Here is a 13,798-nt window from a genome sequence, read left to right as displayed (position 1 = left end):
CGCACCCTTCCGGTCATTGAGCCTCCTCCCAGAAGAATGCAAGTTCAATACGCTTTAAGCTGCCGATTGAGTCGCCGATAAACTGAAATAGTATATTCTTCCCATCCTGTTCGGCCAAAAGGGCGGGTTTTTCAATGCACATTGGAAGAGGATTGTTCCAATTTCGGATTGTCAGTGCTGCATGGTCATCGGCGCCACTCAGCGTGAATCCAGGCTCGGGATCGTCCGCGGAGTCTACAAATAGGATCTTTACTCTGACAAGAAAGTTTGAGGCACCGAATTCAATCCATCCCGCCTCATCCTTGGGAATCAAGAGAGTCGCATGTCCGATCAGCTCTCTTCCACCTACTGTGATCTTCAAGTCAGTCCTCCTTGCTCATCGTCAGTTTAACGCTGGCCATCACCTGGCCGCAGAGAGCTGGAGCAGAAGTGTGCCGATGGGGGTCGTTAATCTGTGGGGGCGGGTCAGGTGAATGGCCATGCTATGAGGTCGACGCATGCTTGAAAGGACTTTATGCGCGCTTATCTATAAGACTACTAAGTGCAAGCTCACACATTTCTTCCCCTTTATCGCCCAACAGGCATCTCACTTCGTTCTGAGTTGACAGCGTAAAGCCACATCCACAAGTTAATGCGACAGGAGTTGCATCAGGGTAGGCGCCTAGCATGATTCCTTCCCTATGATCGACATCAACGTCCCAGTCGATATCAAAGAGGACGGATGCATCTTGCTGACACACAGGACAGATCAGACTTAACTGTTGTTGGTCGGGCTTAGCATCTACCTTATGGCATGGAAGTTTCTGGCCCTGGCTGTGCAGTCTTTGTAGATGAGCAATACGCTGCGCTAGCTCGAGGCTCTCGGCATTACGGTAGGCATCTCTATTTTTTTGGAGAAGCATCCATGCCTCTTCCCCAATTACTTCCGCTGGTTGTTCACGGAGACACTCATTGCACAAAGCTTCCGCGAAGTCCGCGACTCTAACTTGCACGTTTCTCTCTAGACGGACTATATCTAGGTAGCCGTAGTTATGCATCAGCAGATTCCTGTCTTCAATAACAGCTTTTATGTCTCGCCTGAAGCCAGATAGGGCTGGGTATAGCTTAATTATTCTATCCAGTGTCAACTCAAAAGAGATTGTACTGCGATTGTCAAATGCCTCCCCGTTCTCTTGGGCCACAAGATCATCAAAAGTTAGCTTCTCATATAGAATCATCAAAGGGTTTCTGGTGTGAATAATACTCTTTGTCAACTTCTCAAGAGCGACAATGAGCAGAATGCTTCCGCTAATCACCGAGAAGTCGTCGCACTGTCCGGGAGCGAGCAGGCTAACTGCTTTTGCAAACAACCCTTTCGAGTAGCTTCGGAAATCTAGATTGATTGTTGAGCCCACAATTGCATGATCGCTGCTAATGCCTCGCTGATCATAGCTTGGTTGCTATCCGATACCACAGGATCTAGATGCGCGTAACTCTTTCTTCGGCGATTCTGTGAACCAGCCCGGCAAGCCGATTGTTTTCCGAGAACCACCATCAGGGCATCAGCTGCGTGAACATGGCTGACAGTCATGGCCGTGACTCTGCGCTGTACTTCGTCAACCGTTGGTGTGGTTCGCGGGTCTGAGAACCATCCTGATCCCTACTGCTGGCCTATGCGCAGCCCGCATATCTTTTCGGTGCACCGGCTGATCCTGGGGTGTGGCACCGGCAATAGCTGGCAGCGCCGCTGATCCCCGTGCCCCCTGTGAACGCAGCAGAGCTGCTCCCCTGGCCTCTGCACCCCAGCCTGGCCGCACTGCTCCCCCGCCTGGACCTGATCCAGGACTGCTGGGACCTTCTCGCTGGCCGTAAGGAGCACTACCTTCCCCGCGGTGAACGGGAGCCAGAGAGCGCATACCGACGACGGCTGGAGGCGGCTCTGCCCTCCGGCTTCTTCCGCGATGCCCTGCGCACCTTCGCGGGGATGCTGGCCTCCAGCCACTGGCGTGAGCTGCCGGCATCGCTGCAGGCTGTGATCAGTGATGTGGATGGACGCGGCACCGACCTGGGCGTGTTCCTCGAACGGGCCGACGTGCTGGTGCTCCGCGATGGGGCAGCACTGATCGGCGTGCTGCCACCGCAGCACCTTTGGCCCAGTGAGGGCGACCGGCAGCAGGCGCTGCGCCGTGGTGATCGTCTCTCGCTGCCGCGTCTGGCGCTGCTGGAGCGCCGCGATGTTCTGAACTGGCACCTGCCTGGCCCCCAGTCCCTGCCTGACGCGGTCAGCTTCCGGCTGCCCAACCCCAAGGCCCAAGGCGAGCCACTCGAGCCGGATCGGCCTCAGCATCCGTGGCTCTACGGATCCGTGGCGCTCGATGGCGAGGGCATGAGCGTTGAGACCATCGAGCTGGTGGCAGACCCGCAGGCCCCATCGGGCTGGCGCCCGCAGCGCACGGATCTGCAGCACTACAGCGGCATCCGCCAGCTGCCCCTGATCTGGTACGCCAGTGATGGCGCTGCTTTTGGCGAGGGTGACCTGCCGCACCTTGGCCTGGCGCATCAGTACCTCAACCACTTCCGCTGCAAGAGCGACTACCAGGAGCTGCTCTACCGAACGGCTCTGCCGGTGGGTGTGCGCACAGGGGTCGTCGGCCCCATGGGCAGTGGCACCAGCGAGCCGGTGGTGCTGGGCCCCAACAGCGTGATCGACCTGCCCGATGGCGCCAGCTTCCAGTTCGTTGAGATCCAGGCCCGCTCCTTGGCCGAGCACCGCGCCTGGCTGGAATCCCTCGACCAGGGCATGCGCCGTGACGCCCTGATTCCCTCTGGCGCCCAGGGGGCTCCACGCACCGCCACCGAGATCTCGCTGGCGGCCTCGCAGGCCTATGCGCTGCTGCAGAGCCAGGCGATCCAGAAGGCCTCGATGTTCTCCTCCCTCCTGCTGCACTGGTGCGCAATCACCGGAGAACCAGTTCCCGTGCAGCAGGGTCCGGCATTGCTGGTGGAAATCAGCCCGCTGGCCCCCGCGCCAAAACCACAACCAACCGTGGCCGAAATGCTGCAGCTGCATGAGCGCGGCATCGTGAGCGAGCAGGCCCTGCGGCAATGGCTGGGGGATCTGGCCGGCGTGGCGCCGGCTTCTGCATGACCACCAGCAGCAATGCGCCCAGCGCCCCAGGTGGTGCGACGTGGCAACCGCAAGACCAGGAGTCCATCCGCCAGTGCCTGGCGCTGCCCGCCACCGTTCCCTGCCTGGATGCCATCAGTCGGGCAATGGCAGATCTGCTGCGCCAACACCCGGCCGGGGTATTGAGCGCCCGCGCTCTATTGGATGCGGTGGCCGTGATCGATCAACAGCTGCTGGACGGTGGCTGCGAGCAGGAGCAGGCGATCCAGAAGCGCAGCCACTCGGGGCCGATCGCCGGCTCGGTCGCGGCGGCTGGTGATGCACCCCTGCAGAAAGCAGATGTGATCGCCTACGACACGGCGCTCCTGCGCGAGGAGAGCGAAACCACCTACGCCAACCCCAGTTCGCCCGCGATGGGACTGCTGCGTCAGCGGCGTCGCTATGCCGACCAGCTGCTGTTGCTGTTGCCCTCCCTCAGCAGCTGGGTGCAGTTCACCGCCCAGGCCGCAGGGCAGCTGGGAGCAACGCCGATGCTGCGGGGTTGAGCGATGAGCACAAGCCCCAGACGTTTCACCAGCGGCCAACATCCACGGGCGGCCGGGCCCTGGCCCGCTACGCCCCTCCAGCCATTTGCCAATGCACGCCTGCTGCTGGCGGAGAACGCCATCCCAGGAGACACCACCTCAGCGGTAGTGGCGGCGCATGTGCTCGAGTGCTTTCTGGTGCGCGCTAACTACATCTCCTCTAAGGAGAACGGCCCTGGGGTCGACACCGGCGACTTCACCTATAGCGGCATGGTCTGCCGGGCTACCCGCCTGCCGCCTCACCCGGGCGCCATCTGGCTGAGCAGCACCTTGAGCTGGCAGCAGAACGGCCGCCGTGTGGCCACCGGTGGCAGCACCGTGGTCGCCCCCTGCGAGGGACTGATCTGGCTGGGGGATCTCAGCCTGCTCAATCCTGCGGGCGCTGCTGATGTGGATCCCTACGCCCAGCACACTGCCTTCGTGGTGCTGGAGTTCTGCGCCGACTACGGCTCCGGCGGCATCGGCTCCCTGGTGCAGCCGCTGATTGGTGAGCGGGTGTTCGGAACGCTCAAGCCGAATCGACTCATCTAATTCCTGCCTCGGCAACAGGGGATGGCAGCGCCGCGATGGGCTGCCATCCCACTGACAGCCGAGACGGGTCATGGCCACTGCTTCCGCAACCCCAAACACGAGCACGACCCGAAACGCGGGTGACGGCAACGACTTGCTGGACCTCCGCGACCCGGAGGCCAGCGAGCAGGACAGCACTCAGGCCGAGCACAGCACCGGCTCGGATGCTGCAACCGCCGCCAATGAATCCCCCCAAGGCTCAGGTGGAGACGGCCTCAGCGAAGCCCTCAAGGCCGAGCGCCGCCGCAGCAACAACCTCGAAAAAGAACTGCGCGGGCTGCGGCAGCAGCTGACCCGCTTCTCGGAGATCAACCCCGAGGAGTACGCCCGTCTGCAGGAGGCCGAACGCCAAAAGCAGCACCTCGAGCAGCAGCTGGAGCTGCGTGAGCGCCAGATGGAGGAGGCCGCCGCCAAACGGGTGGCAGCAGTCTCGGCGGAGCGCGACGCCGCCCATGAGCGGGTGCAGGAGCTACGCAAGGAGCGACTGCTGGAGCGTGCCTTCTCAGAAGCGGAAGGGCGCACCGGCGGCGATGGGCGCGGCACCTTCTTTCAGGTGTTCCGCTCGATGCTCTGGGACTGCTTCCGGCTGGGCAGCAGCAAGGACGGCAGCGATGCGCTCGAACCCCTCGACGGCCAGGGCCAGCCGCTGCTGGGTGATGACGGCCGGCCAATGACCACGGCCGACTACCTCGATCAGCTGCGCATCCACCCCGTGTATGGCTTCCTGTTCCAGCAGCGCGGCGCCATGGGCACGGGCGCTTTGCCCCCGGGCACTGCAGCCGGCAGCCTCGGCGCCAGCGGTTTTGGGGAGGTGATCAATCCACAGGCGATGAGCGCCAGCGAGCTCTACCGGGCCGGCTTTGCCCTCAACGGCCGCAGCCCGCGCAGCTGAGCGTCATGACGCGCTGGCACTACTACCTGGCCTTTTGGAGCCGTCGCTCCACCGCCACCGTGGTGCCGGCGCTGAATCGCAGCCAGGCCAGGGATCGTGCTCAGGCAAGGCAGAAAGCCGGCTACGGCAGCTTGGTGGCGATCCAGCAGGCCAATGAGGCCGATCGCCGCCTGATTCGTCAGGGCGTTTGGGTGCGGCGGCGGCGCAATGGCAGCAGCCCCCAGTTCGGCTCAGCTCCCGCTCGTACTGCAGCGCGCAGGAAATGGAGCCGCTACCGGCCCTGGCTATGAGATCAGCCACCGGTTTGGCAACGAGCTGGCCAAGGGCAGAAAGGCCCGGCAACGCCGGGCCGGAAGGCCGCCGCCTCAGAGCACCGAGACGGTGCCGAGGCGCTTGGCGGCCAGCTTGCGGGCCAGCTGATGGGCCAGCTCAGCCGGCAGGAAGCGCGGCTTCTTCACGGGCTTGCCGCGGCGGCCATAAAAGACCGTGACGCGCTCGGCAGCGGCGACCTTGAGCCCAGCCGGGTAGCTGTGCAGCACCAGCTGACGGATCGGACAGGCCAGAGGAGCAGAGGAGGCCATGGGACGGAGGCGAGGAACACCTGTCCCATCGCCCCGGACGACACGGCCTGGCAAGGGCCGCGCAGCGGCTCGCGTCAGCCCTTGCCAGGGCGGGGCGAGCAGGGCGCAGCCCTGCGCTCCGGGGCAGTGCTGGTGATTCCTCGCCGACCCCATGGCCGGATGGCTGCCGGGGCCTGGTTGAGACAGCAGCCGCAACACCGGCTATAGAACGTGGCGATGACGGCTCCTGAGAACGCCCACAGCCAGCGCTACACCGATGCCCTGGGCTGGGCGGCTGAGCTGCACCGCGGTCAGCGTCGCAAGGGCAAGCCGGTTCCCTACATCGCCCACCTCATTGCCGTGAGTGCTCTGGTGTGGGAGGACGGCGGCAGCGAAAATCAGGCGATCGCGGCTCTGCTGCACGACGCCATCGAGGACGCGGGTCAGAGCCAGGCCTCGATTGCCGCACGCTTTGGCGAGGAGGTGGCCGCGATCGTGGTGGACTGCACCGACACCGCTGGCCCCGTGGAGCCCGGCGCCGAGAAGGAACCTTGGCTGCTGCGCAAGACCCGCTATCTCGCCTCGCTGGAGGAGAAGCCTCAGACCTCCCTGCTGGTGACGGCAGCCGACAAGGCCCACAACGCCCGCGATCTGGTGCTCGATGCGCGCAGCAACCCCAATGGCTGGGAGCGTTTCACGGCTGGACTGGAAGGCAGTGCCTGGTACCTGCTGCGCGTTCAACAGGCCCTGAGCCATCGCTTGCCGGAGAGTCGCTCCACCGCCCTGCTGGCAGAAGCGGTGCAGGAGCTGCTGAGCAGCGAGCCCTACCGGCGCCTGGTGCCCCATGGCATCGCTCCGGCGGTGTGGGCCGCCAGCTACCTGGATCGAACGGAGGCCCATCCTCAGCCTTAAAGCTTCCGCCCGTCGCGATCAGCGCTGCGGCCAGGCTGGTTCAGTTGTCTGGATCGCGGCGCCGGGCACTGACGATGCTGCCGCCACCGAGCAAGGCCAGGCTGGTGCCAACCGCCGTCTCAAAGGTCTGCTGCAGGTTCTCGGCGTAGCTGCTGCACACCGGGCCAAGCCGCCGCTGCAGACCAAGCCAGAAGCAACCGCCCAGGCCAGCGGCATAGAGCGCGAACTGGGCGATGAACACCCCAGCCACCGCCCGCAATAGGAAGCGCTCGCGATCAAATCCATCGCCACCAGCCATGGCAGTGCTCCTTGGGGTCAGGGATGGCAGGTGAGCAGCCAGCCGGTGCCGGGACCATCGGCCTGCCAGCGCGGCAGCCAGTTCTTCCAGCTGTAGTGCTGCCCTGCTCCATTGGTGTTGGCGGTGTAGCCGCCATGGACCAGGTCGGCCTCACCGTTGGGGTCGTTGTGGATGGCGACTGTCTCGGTGAAACCGATCACCACGCTCCAGTGACCGCCGCCGCTGGGGGCTGAGGCGGGGCCGTGGTGCAGCCAGCCCACCGCCACCGGCCGCCCCAGGTTGATCTGCTCCTCCAGCGTTGCGCGCTGGCCGTTGGTGGCGAAGTGGGCGGTCAGCCCCAGGGACCGCAACGCCGCCAACTGCGCCTCTGCCGAGGTGGTGTCGCCATAGCGAGCACGGATGACGTTGTAGGCGTCATCGCCACTGACCTTGCCCCAGAAGCGGGCGAGCATGGCGCAGCTGCTGGAGAAGCACTCGCGGTAGCCGGTGCCTGAGGCGTTGTCGTTCTGGTTCTCCCAGGCCACCGGCAGCGGATTGGCATGGGACGGAGCCGGCGGCGCCGAGGAGAAGGTCTGCCGCCATGGGGCGGCCTCAATGAGGATCGTCGGATCGGCCGCCATGACCGCCTGGCGCAACTGCTCGATGCCGTCCAGTTGCTGAGGCTGAGCCTTCCAGTTGTCCCAGAACTGGCGCCAGCGCTCAGCGTTGAACGGCGCCTGGGCAGCAGGCGCAACGGCAGCCGGAGCGGGAGAGCTTGGAGACATGGCAGCAGGGCAGTCCTCTGCTGTTGCCGTTTCGCCAATCCAGTCAGCCGCATTCGGCGCAAACTGTGGGGTAGGTCATCCAAGTCGGCTGATGTGCCTCCTGCCTGAGAGCCACGAGCACTACTGCCAGCTGGCGCGCAATCTCGAGGATGAAAAGTTGCTGGAGCTCGATGCCCACTACCGGCAGAACTCCAGGAGTTCAGTGGACTGGGAGCTGCACGGCATCGTGATGGGCGAAATCCATCAGCGCCGCGAATTCAGGCGTCAGCAACTCGAGCGTTCTCTCTGGCTCGCCAGCCGCCGCGGCCGCTTCATGGAAGCGATCAAGCGCTGGCTGATCAGCCGGGGGCTATGGAGCTCGGCCGCTCGTGAGCGCAAGCACCCGCACTCCTTGATCGGCCGGTTGCTGGTGGTGTTCTGGCAGAGCTACCGGAGCAGCAGAAGACTGGCCATCAACACGCTTCCAGGTCGGCAGACCCCACTAGAGCAACTCTGAGGTGACGGGCGACGGCCCAAAACGCTCAGCGCAGCTGCTCGGCAATAGCCCCTGACATCACTGGGGCCTGGCCCCACCTGTGCCATGGGCCTCACCCTGATCGAGGCAGCCAAATACGAGCACCGGCTTGAGCACCTCGCTGTGCTCAAGACCTTCTCGGAGGGCGAACTGCTCGCCCGGCTGCCGTTCATGAACATCGCCGGCAGCGGCCTCTTCTATTCCGCCGAGCAGGAACTGCCCTCGGTGGGCTTCCGCGCTGTGAACGAGGGCTACACCCAGAGCTACGGCGTGGTGGACCAGCGCGCAGAAGCGGTGCACCTCTTCGGCGGTGACGTGGATGTGGACCGCTCGATCGTGGACCTGATGGGCCCTGAAGCCCGCGCCAGCCAGATCGAGATGAAGGTGCGCTCGATGCGGTTGACGCTGGAGGCGACCGTGATCAACGGCGACACCGCCAGCAACCCCCGCGCCTTTGACGGCTTGAGCAAGCGGCTGCCGCCCGGCAACCCGATGGCGATCAACAACGCCTCCGGCGCTATCCCCGGTGCACCGCTGAACTTCGATCGGCTCGATGAGCTGATCGATTCGGTGAATGCCTACGGCGGCAGCAAGGTGCTGGTGATGAGTAAGGCGATGCGCCGCCAGCTCAATGCCCTCGCCCGTGCCTCCATCGGCGGCGGCGTCTACCAGACCAGCACCAACTCCTACGGGATGACGGTGCATCGCTACCAGGACTGCGACATCCTCACCGTCGACCGCGATGCCCAGGGCGTCGAGGTGATGGGCTACGACGAGGCGGGCGGCACCAGCTCGATCTACTGCTGCACCTTTGGTGATCAGGGCGTGACCGGCCTGCAGGGCCCGTTCCAGGGCCGCTACGGCATCTCGGTGCGGGACCTGGGCGAGGTGCCAGATGCCCCGGTGTTCCGCACCCGCGTGGATTGGTACGTGGGCTTTGCCGTGCTGCAGCCCCGCGCCGCCGGCCGTCTGTTCAACATCACCCCCGCTGCCTGAGCCATGGCCCTCACAGACGGCAACCCCTTGATCGATGCGGAGACCACCCTGGTGGGGTGGACGAACCGCAGCGCCATCCGCAACAGCGAGCACACCTTCCTCTCCGGTGAGGAGGTGCTGCTCAACACCAAGCTCGATGCGGCCGCCCGCTTCTCGCTGGTGGCCTCCCATCCCGGCGCGCCTGCCGCGGTGGAGGTGGAGCTGCTGCTGGCACCGGTGCTGCGCGATGGCACCACCGGCACCTGGATCAGTGCTGTCCGCGTTGCCCTACCGGCAGAAGGCGGCCGGGTGGAGGCATTCCTTTCCGGCCATGACATCCAGATCACACCGGCGGATCTGCCCAACCTCGATCTGCCGGCGGTGTGTTTCGCCAAGGCGCTCGTGACCCCGACCACCCCGGCGGGCATGCACGCGGGCCTGACGGCCACCATCGCGGCTTGAGCCCATGGCCCGCAAACGCTCCACCAGCCCTGCAGAGGAACCGGCAGCCGAGGCGCTGCCGGCGCAGCCCACCGCGATCGAAGTGGCACCAGCCACGGCGACCCGCCACGACCTGGTGGATCCCACCGTTCCGGCCGGCCTGGTGCGCATCAGCGACGGCAGCCAGGAGCGCTTCATCTGGCCGGTGCACCTGAGCGGCTGGCAGCAGCAGGGCTGGACCCTGATCGCCGCCGCCACCGGCGTTCAGATCACGCCGCAGCCGACAGCGCCTGCAGCAGTGATCGAGGTGCCGCTGGCCGCAGCAACGCCAGAGGCGAGCACAGTCGAACCAACCCCAGACGTCGCCGAGTCCGAGCCAGTGGCCACCTGGGAGCTGGAGACCAGCGCCACAGGCGAGGCGTTGCTGCTCGACGACCCGCTTCTTTGAGGTGTGATCGCTCCCGTGCGCTCCCTCCTGCCATCCCAAGCGAGCAGCACGGCAGCCAGCCCGCAGCTGATTCGCCTGCTGCCGCCGCTGGGCTGTCCGGGTGAGAGCGTGTGGGTGCCTCCCGTGGAGGTGACCAGATGGGAGCAGCAGGGCTACCGCCGCGCTCCCATCCCCGCCGCACCACTGGAGCTGGCCTGGTTGCCGGCGGCAGCCGTGCCGCAGGACCCAGCTGGCAGCACCGCGGTGCTGTTGCTGCTCCAGGCCCGGCCGCCGGTGCCAACAGCCCTGACGATTGATTGGGGCGACGGCAGCGTTGAGACCTGGCCCTGGCCCAGCGGCGACAATGCGCCGCGGCTGCGCCATGCCTACGCCTGCGCCCAGGACTGGCAGGTTTCGGCAGAACTGAGCGGCAGCGGCATCAGCGCCGAGCTTGCGGTGCATCTGCTGGGCTGCCCGATCTGGCCGCCACCGCCACCCCTACCGCCGGGGGCGATTCAACCGCTGATCCCCGGCAGCGGCCTGCTGGGCCAACCCTTCGACGGCCGGCGCCGCGAGCAATGGCAGCTGCAGCCCTGGAGTGGCGGCACCAGTAGCGGCGGCGTACCCGCCAGCGATGGCTCCAGCACCCGCTTCCTGAGGGCCGACGGCCTCTGGGCCACCCCGCCGGGCAGTGGCGGCGGCACCCGCTGGTGGAGCGGCGAGGGGCCACCCGGTGTGCTGCCTGATGCCCAAGCGGGCGACTTCTATCTCGACACCCGCAGCGGTGATCTCTACCAACTGGAGCTGAGCTGATGCCCTGGACACGCAGCACCAACCTCAAGGGCCCCTCGATGCTGCGGGTGGCGCGGCTGCCCGCGGCACTCAGCACCACCTCCAACACCAGCTGGCTCAGCCTGTTCAGCACACCGCTGGCGGCGCAACAGGTGCTCTCCTTCTCAGCGGAGCTCTACTTCTCCAGCGGCGCCAACAACACCGGCCTGGTGACCACCCTCTCAGGCCCCGCCACACCGCAGGCGGTGATCCACAACTTGGTGACCGGTGAATCGCTCACCAGCTTTCGCAACCTCACCGCCAGCAGCTACGACACGCCCCTGATCGGAACCACCTCCGCCGGAAGTTCAGTGCTCAGGGCCCAGGTGAGCGGCACGGTGGAGAACGGCGCCAATGCCGGCAACCTCAGCCTGCGTTTCCGCTCAGAAGTGGCCGGCACAGCCGTGACGGTGCTGCGCGGCTCCTGGTGGCAGGTGCTGCAGCACTGAGCTGCGCTCACCCCAGCGCAACAACGGCAATAGGGGGTGTGCTCTCGCCGGCCACAGGGCCGTTGCTCTTCCATGGCCTGGATTCCCTCCGGTTCGCTCAAGGGCCCGCAAGGGGATCCCGGCCTGCAGGGACCTCAGGGGGTACAGGGCCAACCCGGTGCCGATGGCGCCCAGGGCGTGCAAGGCCCACAGGGACCAGCGGGTATGCAGGGTGTTGCCGGCCCGGAAGGACCGCAGGGCCAGCAGGGCATCCAGGGTGCTCCGGGCCTGGGCATCACCTTCAAGGGGCATGTGCCCACGGTGGCGGATCTGCCCGCCGATGCCGCCCAGGGGGATGCCTACATCGTGCAGGCGGATGACTCCTTCCGCGTCTGGGACGCCACCAGCAGCACCTGGGTGGATGGGGGTTCGATCCAGGGACCCCAAGGCATCGCCGGCCCACAGGGACCGCAAGGCCTGCAGGGAGAGCCCGGCCCCCAGGGCCTGCAGGGGGTGGAGGGTCCTGCCGGGCCCCAGGGCAACCGCGGCACCGGCTGGTTCACCGGCAGTGGCGCACCCACAACCGTGCCCGGATCTGTGCCGGGTGACTTGTACCTGGATCAAACCAGCGGCGATGTGTACGTGCTGAGCTGAGGCCCGGCGCTGCGTGCTGATCACGCCCGCCGGGCCTGGATGGGCTCAGGCCAGCATCAGCTGGCGCTGCGCCTCGAGCTGGGAGCGCCGCAGCAGCTCCTGCTCGGCCAGCAGCCGCTCATCGAGCTCATCGATGCGGGCCAGGCACTGCTGGATTGCCGGGATTACCTCCTCCTCGAGCAGGGTGATCTCCTCTTCTCCATAGGGCTGCTCGATCCAGATGCGCCGCAGCGGCAAGCCCCGCCGACGCAGAAGGATTTCCTGCACGGAGCGGAGCGTGGATTCCAGCAACAGGAAGGGATCTTCCTCAGGGCGGCAGAACGGTGATTCGGCAGCAGCCGGGATGCCTGCAGCAGAGCGTGTGGCCATGACGATCGGCGCCGAGAGCGGCGCAGCGACGGGACCGATCCCAGCAGAGGCCTGACGACAGGAAGGCCTCAGACTGGAGAGGCCCGGAGCAAGCCTTTCCAGGACCGGATGTTCTGGAAAGGCATAGAGGCCCTACGCCTCCAAATGGAGCCGCAGGGAAGCGATGGCCTTCTTCTGAGCCCGCTGCACCGACATGGCGCTGATCTGGAGCCGCGCGGCTGCGGCCCGCAGCGACAGACCCTCCAGGAGCGTGAGCCTCAGAGCCGTGGCCTGGGCGGCGGGCAGCTGTTCGACCAGCTGCTCTAGCGCCAGCTGCTGCTCGGCCCAGCCGGAAGCTGGCTCGGGCTCAGGGGAAGCCAGCTGATCGAGTAGGCACGGCTCGCCATCAGCGCTGGCATCAAGGCTGAAGTGCCCCAGCGAACAGCAGCGCTGCTCATGCAGGCGATGGGAACGCGCACCAGCCGCACCCGATCGCGCAGTTGGCGCTGCTGGCCACCGGTGATGCAGCGGCGCAGATAGGGCGCTGGAGGTTCGCCCGCTCTGCAGCGGGGAGCAGAGCGGACCAGGGTTTCTCGGGCCACCTGGATCAGGTCCTCCCGCTCCACCAGCGGGAACAGGCGCCGGGCGGTGGCGGAGGCAATGCCATCAGCCAGGGGAAGGTGCTCCAGCACCAGGGCATCACGGGCCTTGAGGGCAGAACGGCTGAGGGCTAAGCCTGCCGGCTTCTGGCGGAGGGACGGGGAAGCGAGGGAAGCCATCTGGGAGACGGCGAAGAACCCCACCCCCACCGGCCGGCCGCAGCGCCGCGGCAAGAACGCCCCTGGGGGCGCCTGGCCCGATCCTTGACGCGGCGTGAGGACTGGCCGAGGAATGCGGTGGGTGTGCGCCGGCCCGATGCCCCTCACTGCTGCTGGCAATCGAGACCGGCTAGCAAGAGCAAGAGTCGGAGAGATCGAGACAAGAGACTGCTAAAAGTTATACACAAGAAATCAACTAATGCATCAACTTCCATAGGCACCAAACGATAAGAAGTCAAGCCACGGGCTTCCAGTGAATAGCGGAGGTATGCCATTGAGAATGGCGCTCACAAGCAGGAACCGACAATGGGCAAAACAATGGAGTAAATACAGATCGAAAGGATCTACAGAATTCGATGCAGCCTGAGTAGCTACTTCAATAACCTTTCCATTGATGCTTTGCGCAATCCGCAGGAGTGACTTGCAGTGCAAGCTGAAGCCCGGCGATCAACGCGATGGCCTCTGGGTCACCGGCCCGAAGAGCGGCGCTTTCCGTTGCAGAAATAGAGCATAGATTAGCCGTCGTATTCATTGCGTTAATGGCTCTCATGGCATTCACGGATGACTGCCCAGTACTTGAGTAGTACTCACGAAAAGCTGAATATCCGATCGACACCGGCGCCAAGCGATACGCTTGATCGCCAGCCCTGATCGCCTTTGAAATCAAATCTTGGAG

22 protein-coding genes are annotated in these 13,798 nt (G+C 65.2%); 13 read left to right on the top strand and 9 right to left on the bottom strand.

Features of this window, described 5'->3' with window-relative positions:
- Nucleotides 1–13: 13 nt before the first annotated feature.
- Together AC01FP_RS13600 and AC01FP_RS13595 are read right to left on the bottom strand one after the other, a co-directional pair.
- On the bottom strand, nucleotides 14–361 hold the full coding sequence (locus AC01FP_RS13600) for a DUF6864 domain-containing function (RefSeq protein ID WP_474480958.1): 348 nt from the start codon (nucleotides 359–361) through the stop codon (nucleotides 14–16).
- Nucleotides 362–512: 151 nt separating this feature from the next.
- Entirely contained in the window at nucleotides 513–1,394 is an 882-nt protein-coding gene (locus AC01FP_RS13595) for a hypothetical protein (RefSeq protein ID WP_474480956.1), read from the bottom strand.
- A gap of 341 nt (nucleotides 1,395–1,735) precedes the next feature.
- On the opposite strand from AC01FP_RS13595, the gene AC01FP_RS13590 reads away from it, so the two are divergent.
- The 5 genes from AC01FP_RS13590 to AC01FP_RS13570 all read left to right on the top strand — a co-directional run bounded on the left by AC01FP_RS13590 (nucleotide 1,736) and on the right by AC01FP_RS13570 (nucleotide 5,442).
- Nucleotides 1,736–3,127 carry a DUF4055 domain-containing protein gene (locus tag AC01FP_RS13590; RefSeq protein WP_474480954.1) on the top strand — a complete coding sequence of 464 codons (1,392 nt, stop codon included), beginning with the start codon at nucleotides 1,736–1,738 and terminating at the stop codon, nucleotides 3,125–3,127.
- Nucleotides 3,124–3,651 (top strand): hypothetical protein, encoded by a 528-nt coding sequence (locus AC01FP_RS13585; protein WP_474480952.1) that lies wholly within the window; start codon nucleotides 3,124–3,126, stop codon nucleotides 3,649–3,651. The genes AC01FP_RS13590 and AC01FP_RS13585 overlap by 4 nt, the downstream gene beginning before the upstream one ends.
- 3 nt (nucleotides 3,652–3,654) lie before the next feature.
- The gene (locus AC01FP_RS13580; RefSeq protein ID WP_474480951.1) at nucleotides 3,655–4,221 is read left to right on the top strand and encodes a hypothetical protein; all 567 of its coding nucleotides are present in this window, start codon (nucleotides 3,655–3,657) and stop codon (nucleotides 4,219–4,221) included.
- Nucleotides 4,222–4,291: 70 nt separating this feature from the next.
- Nucleotides 4,292–5,152 (top strand): hypothetical protein, encoded by an 861-nt coding sequence (locus tag AC01FP_RS13575; protein WP_474480949.1) that lies wholly within the window; start codon nucleotides 4,292–4,294, stop codon nucleotides 5,150–5,152.
- A 5-nt stretch (nucleotides 5,153–5,157) separates the two neighbouring features.
- Nucleotides 5,158–5,442, top strand: a complete 285-nt coding sequence (locus AC01FP_RS13570; protein WP_474480947.1) for a hypothetical protein — start codon at nucleotides 5,158–5,160, stop codon at nucleotides 5,440–5,442.
- Between the two features lie 75 nt (nucleotides 5,443–5,517).
- Here the strand turns inward: AC01FP_RS13570 and AC01FP_RS13565 are convergent, their stop codons facing one another.
- Entirely contained in the window at nucleotides 5,518–5,733 is a 216-nt protein-coding gene (locus tag AC01FP_RS13565; protein ID WP_254935721.1) for a hypothetical protein, read from the bottom strand.
- 216 nt (nucleotides 5,734–5,949) lie between these two features.
- On the opposite strand from AC01FP_RS13565, the gene AC01FP_RS13560 reads away from it, so the two are divergent.
- On the top strand, nucleotides 5,950–6,624 hold the full coding sequence (locus tag AC01FP_RS13560; protein WP_254935722.1) for an HD domain-containing protein: 675 nt from the start codon (nucleotides 5,950–5,952) through the stop codon (nucleotides 6,622–6,624).
- A gap of 40 nt (nucleotides 6,625–6,664) precedes the next feature.
- On the opposite strand, the gene AC01FP_RS13555 is transcribed toward AC01FP_RS13560, so the two are convergent.
- Both AC01FP_RS13555 and AC01FP_RS13550 read right to left on the bottom strand, forming a co-directional pair.
- Complete coding sequence (locus tag AC01FP_RS13555; RefSeq protein WP_254935723.1) at nucleotides 6,665–6,922, bottom strand: hypothetical protein; 258 nt, start codon at nucleotides 6,920–6,922, stop codon at nucleotides 6,665–6,667.
- A gap of 17 nt (nucleotides 6,923–6,939) precedes the next feature.
- The gene (locus AC01FP_RS13550) at nucleotides 6,940–7,686 is read right to left on the bottom strand and encodes a C39 family peptidase (protein ID WP_474480945.1); all 747 of its coding nucleotides are present in this window, start codon (nucleotides 7,684–7,686) and stop codon (nucleotides 6,940–6,942) included.
- 91 nt (nucleotides 7,687–7,777) lie between these two features.
- Between AC01FP_RS13550 and AC01FP_RS13545 the strand changes: the two genes are divergently transcribed.
- The 7 genes from AC01FP_RS13545 (at nucleotide 7,778) to AC01FP_RS13515 (ending at nucleotide 11,956) form a co-directional block, all read left to right on the top strand.
- Nucleotides 7,778–8,182: a hypothetical protein gene (locus AC01FP_RS13545; RefSeq protein ID WP_474480943.1), complete on the top strand. Its 405-nt coding sequence runs from the start codon at nucleotides 7,778–7,780 to the stop codon at nucleotides 8,180–8,182.
- An 84-nt stretch (nucleotides 8,183–8,266) separates the two neighbouring features.
- Nucleotides 8,267–9,196, top strand: a complete 930-nt coding sequence (locus AC01FP_RS13540; RefSeq protein WP_106502084.1) for a major capsid protein — start codon at nucleotides 8,267–8,269, stop codon at nucleotides 9,194–9,196.
- 3 nt (nucleotides 9,197–9,199) lie between these two features.
- Entirely contained in the window at nucleotides 9,200–9,637 is a 438-nt protein-coding gene (locus tag AC01FP_RS13535) for a hypothetical protein (RefSeq protein WP_474480941.1), read from the top strand.
- Between the two features lie 4 nt (nucleotides 9,638–9,641).
- Nucleotides 9,642–10,064: a hypothetical protein gene (locus AC01FP_RS13530; RefSeq protein WP_474480939.1), complete on the top strand. Its 423-nt coding sequence runs from the start codon at nucleotides 9,642–9,644 to the stop codon at nucleotides 10,062–10,064.
- A gap of 15 nt (nucleotides 10,065–10,079) precedes the next feature.
- Nucleotides 10,080–10,856: a hypothetical protein gene (locus AC01FP_RS13525; RefSeq protein WP_474480937.1), complete on the top strand. Its 777-nt coding sequence runs from the start codon at nucleotides 10,080–10,082 to the stop codon at nucleotides 10,854–10,856.
- Nucleotides 10,856–11,323 (top strand): hypothetical protein, encoded by a 468-nt coding sequence (locus AC01FP_RS13520; protein WP_322782419.1) that lies wholly within the window; start codon nucleotides 10,856–10,858, stop codon nucleotides 11,321–11,323. Before AC01FP_RS13525 ends, AC01FP_RS13520 begins: the two co-directional genes overlap by 1 nt.
- A 72-nt stretch (nucleotides 11,324–11,395) precedes the next feature.
- Nucleotides 11,396–11,956, top strand: a complete 561-nt coding sequence (locus AC01FP_RS13515) for a hypothetical protein (protein WP_474480935.1) — start codon at nucleotides 11,396–11,398, stop codon at nucleotides 11,954–11,956.
- 45 nt (nucleotides 11,957–12,001) lie between these two features.
- Here AC01FP_RS13515 and AC01FP_RS13510 read toward each other — a convergent pair whose 3' ends face one another.
- The 4 genes from AC01FP_RS13510 to AC01FP_RS13495 form a co-directional block, all read right to left on the bottom strand.
- On the bottom strand, nucleotides 12,002–12,325 hold the full coding sequence (locus AC01FP_RS13510; RefSeq protein WP_474480933.1) for a hypothetical protein: 324 nt from the start codon (nucleotides 12,323–12,325) through the stop codon (nucleotides 12,002–12,004).
- A gap of 132 nt (nucleotides 12,326–12,457) precedes the next feature.
- Nucleotides 12,458–12,586, bottom strand: coding sequence for a hypothetical protein (locus AC01FP_RS13505; protein ID WP_474480960.1), 129 nt, complete (start codon nucleotides 12,584–12,586; stop codon nucleotides 12,458–12,460).
- 41 nt (nucleotides 12,587–12,627) lie between these two features.
- Nucleotides 12,628–13,230 carry a sigma factor gene (locus tag AC01FP_RS13500; RefSeq protein ID WP_474480931.1) on the bottom strand — a complete coding sequence of 201 codons (603 nt, stop codon included), beginning with the start codon at nucleotides 13,228–13,230 and terminating at the stop codon, nucleotides 12,628–12,630.
- A 268-nt stretch (nucleotides 13,231–13,498) separates the two neighbouring features.
- On the bottom strand, nucleotides 13,499–13,798 hold a 300-nt coding region (locus AC01FP_RS13495), incomplete at its 5' end, for a hypothetical protein (protein WP_474480929.1).

It is taken from the genome of Cyanobium sp. NIVA-CYA 375 (assembly GCF_056108345.1).
This window is presented reverse-complemented; position numbering and strand designations above follow the sequence as displayed.

Bases quoted from the DNA above. Each gene is read 5' to 3' on its own strand.
- AC01FP_RS13530 (WP_474480939.1), top strand. From the start codon at position 9,642: ATGGCCCGCAAACGCTCCACCAGCCCTGCAGAGGAACCGGCAGCCGAG.
- AC01FP_RS13515 (WP_474480935.1), top strand. From the start codon at position 11,396: ATGGCCTGGATTCCCTCCGGTTCGCTCAAGGGCCCGCAAGGGGATCCC.
- AC01FP_RS13550 (WP_474480945.1), bottom strand. From the start codon at position 7,686: ATGTCTCCAAGCTCTCCCGCTCCGGCTGCCGTTGCGCCTGCTGCCCAG.
- AC01FP_RS13565 (WP_254935721.1), bottom strand. From the start codon at position 5,733: ATGGCCTCCTCTGCTCCTCTGGCCTGTCCGATCCGTCAGCTGGTGCTG.
- AC01FP_RS13560 (WP_254935722.1), top strand. From the start codon at position 5,950: ATGACGGCTCCTGAGAACGCCCACAGCCAGCGCTACACCGATGCCCTG.
- AC01FP_RS13580 (WP_474480951.1), top strand. From the start codon at position 3,655: ATGAGCACAAGCCCCAGACGTTTCACCAGCGGCCAACATCCACGGGCG.
- AC01FP_RS13585 (WP_474480952.1), top strand. From the start codon at position 3,124: ATGACCACCAGCAGCAATGCGCCCAGCGCCCCAGGTGGTGCGACGTGG.
- AC01FP_RS13510 (WP_474480933.1), bottom strand. From the start codon at position 12,325: ATGGCCACACGCTCTGCTGCAGGCATCCCGGCTGCTGCCGAATCACCG.
- AC01FP_RS13535 (WP_474480941.1), top strand. From the start codon at position 9,200: ATGGCCCTCACAGACGGCAACCCCTTGATCGATGCGGAGACCACCCTG.
- AC01FP_RS13520 (WP_322782419.1), top strand. From the start codon at position 10,856: ATGCCCTGGACACGCAGCACCAACCTCAAGGGCCCCTCGATGCTGCGG.
- AC01FP_RS13555 (WP_254935723.1), bottom strand. From the start codon at position 6,922: ATGGCTGGTGGCGATGGATTTGATCGCGAGCGCTTCCTATTGCGGGCG.
- AC01FP_RS13545 (WP_474480943.1), top strand. From the start codon at position 7,778: ATGTGCCTCCTGCCTGAGAGCCACGAGCACTACTGCCAGCTGGCGCGC.
- AC01FP_RS13540 (WP_106502084.1), top strand. From the start codon at position 8,267: ATGGGCCTCACCCTGATCGAGGCAGCCAAATACGAGCACCGGCTTGAG.
- AC01FP_RS13575 (WP_474480949.1), top strand. From the start codon at position 4,292: ATGGCCACTGCTTCCGCAACCCCAAACACGAGCACGACCCGAAACGCG.
- AC01FP_RS13570 (WP_474480947.1), top strand. From the start codon at position 5,158: ATGACGCGCTGGCACTACTACCTGGCCTTTTGGAGCCGTCGCTCCACC.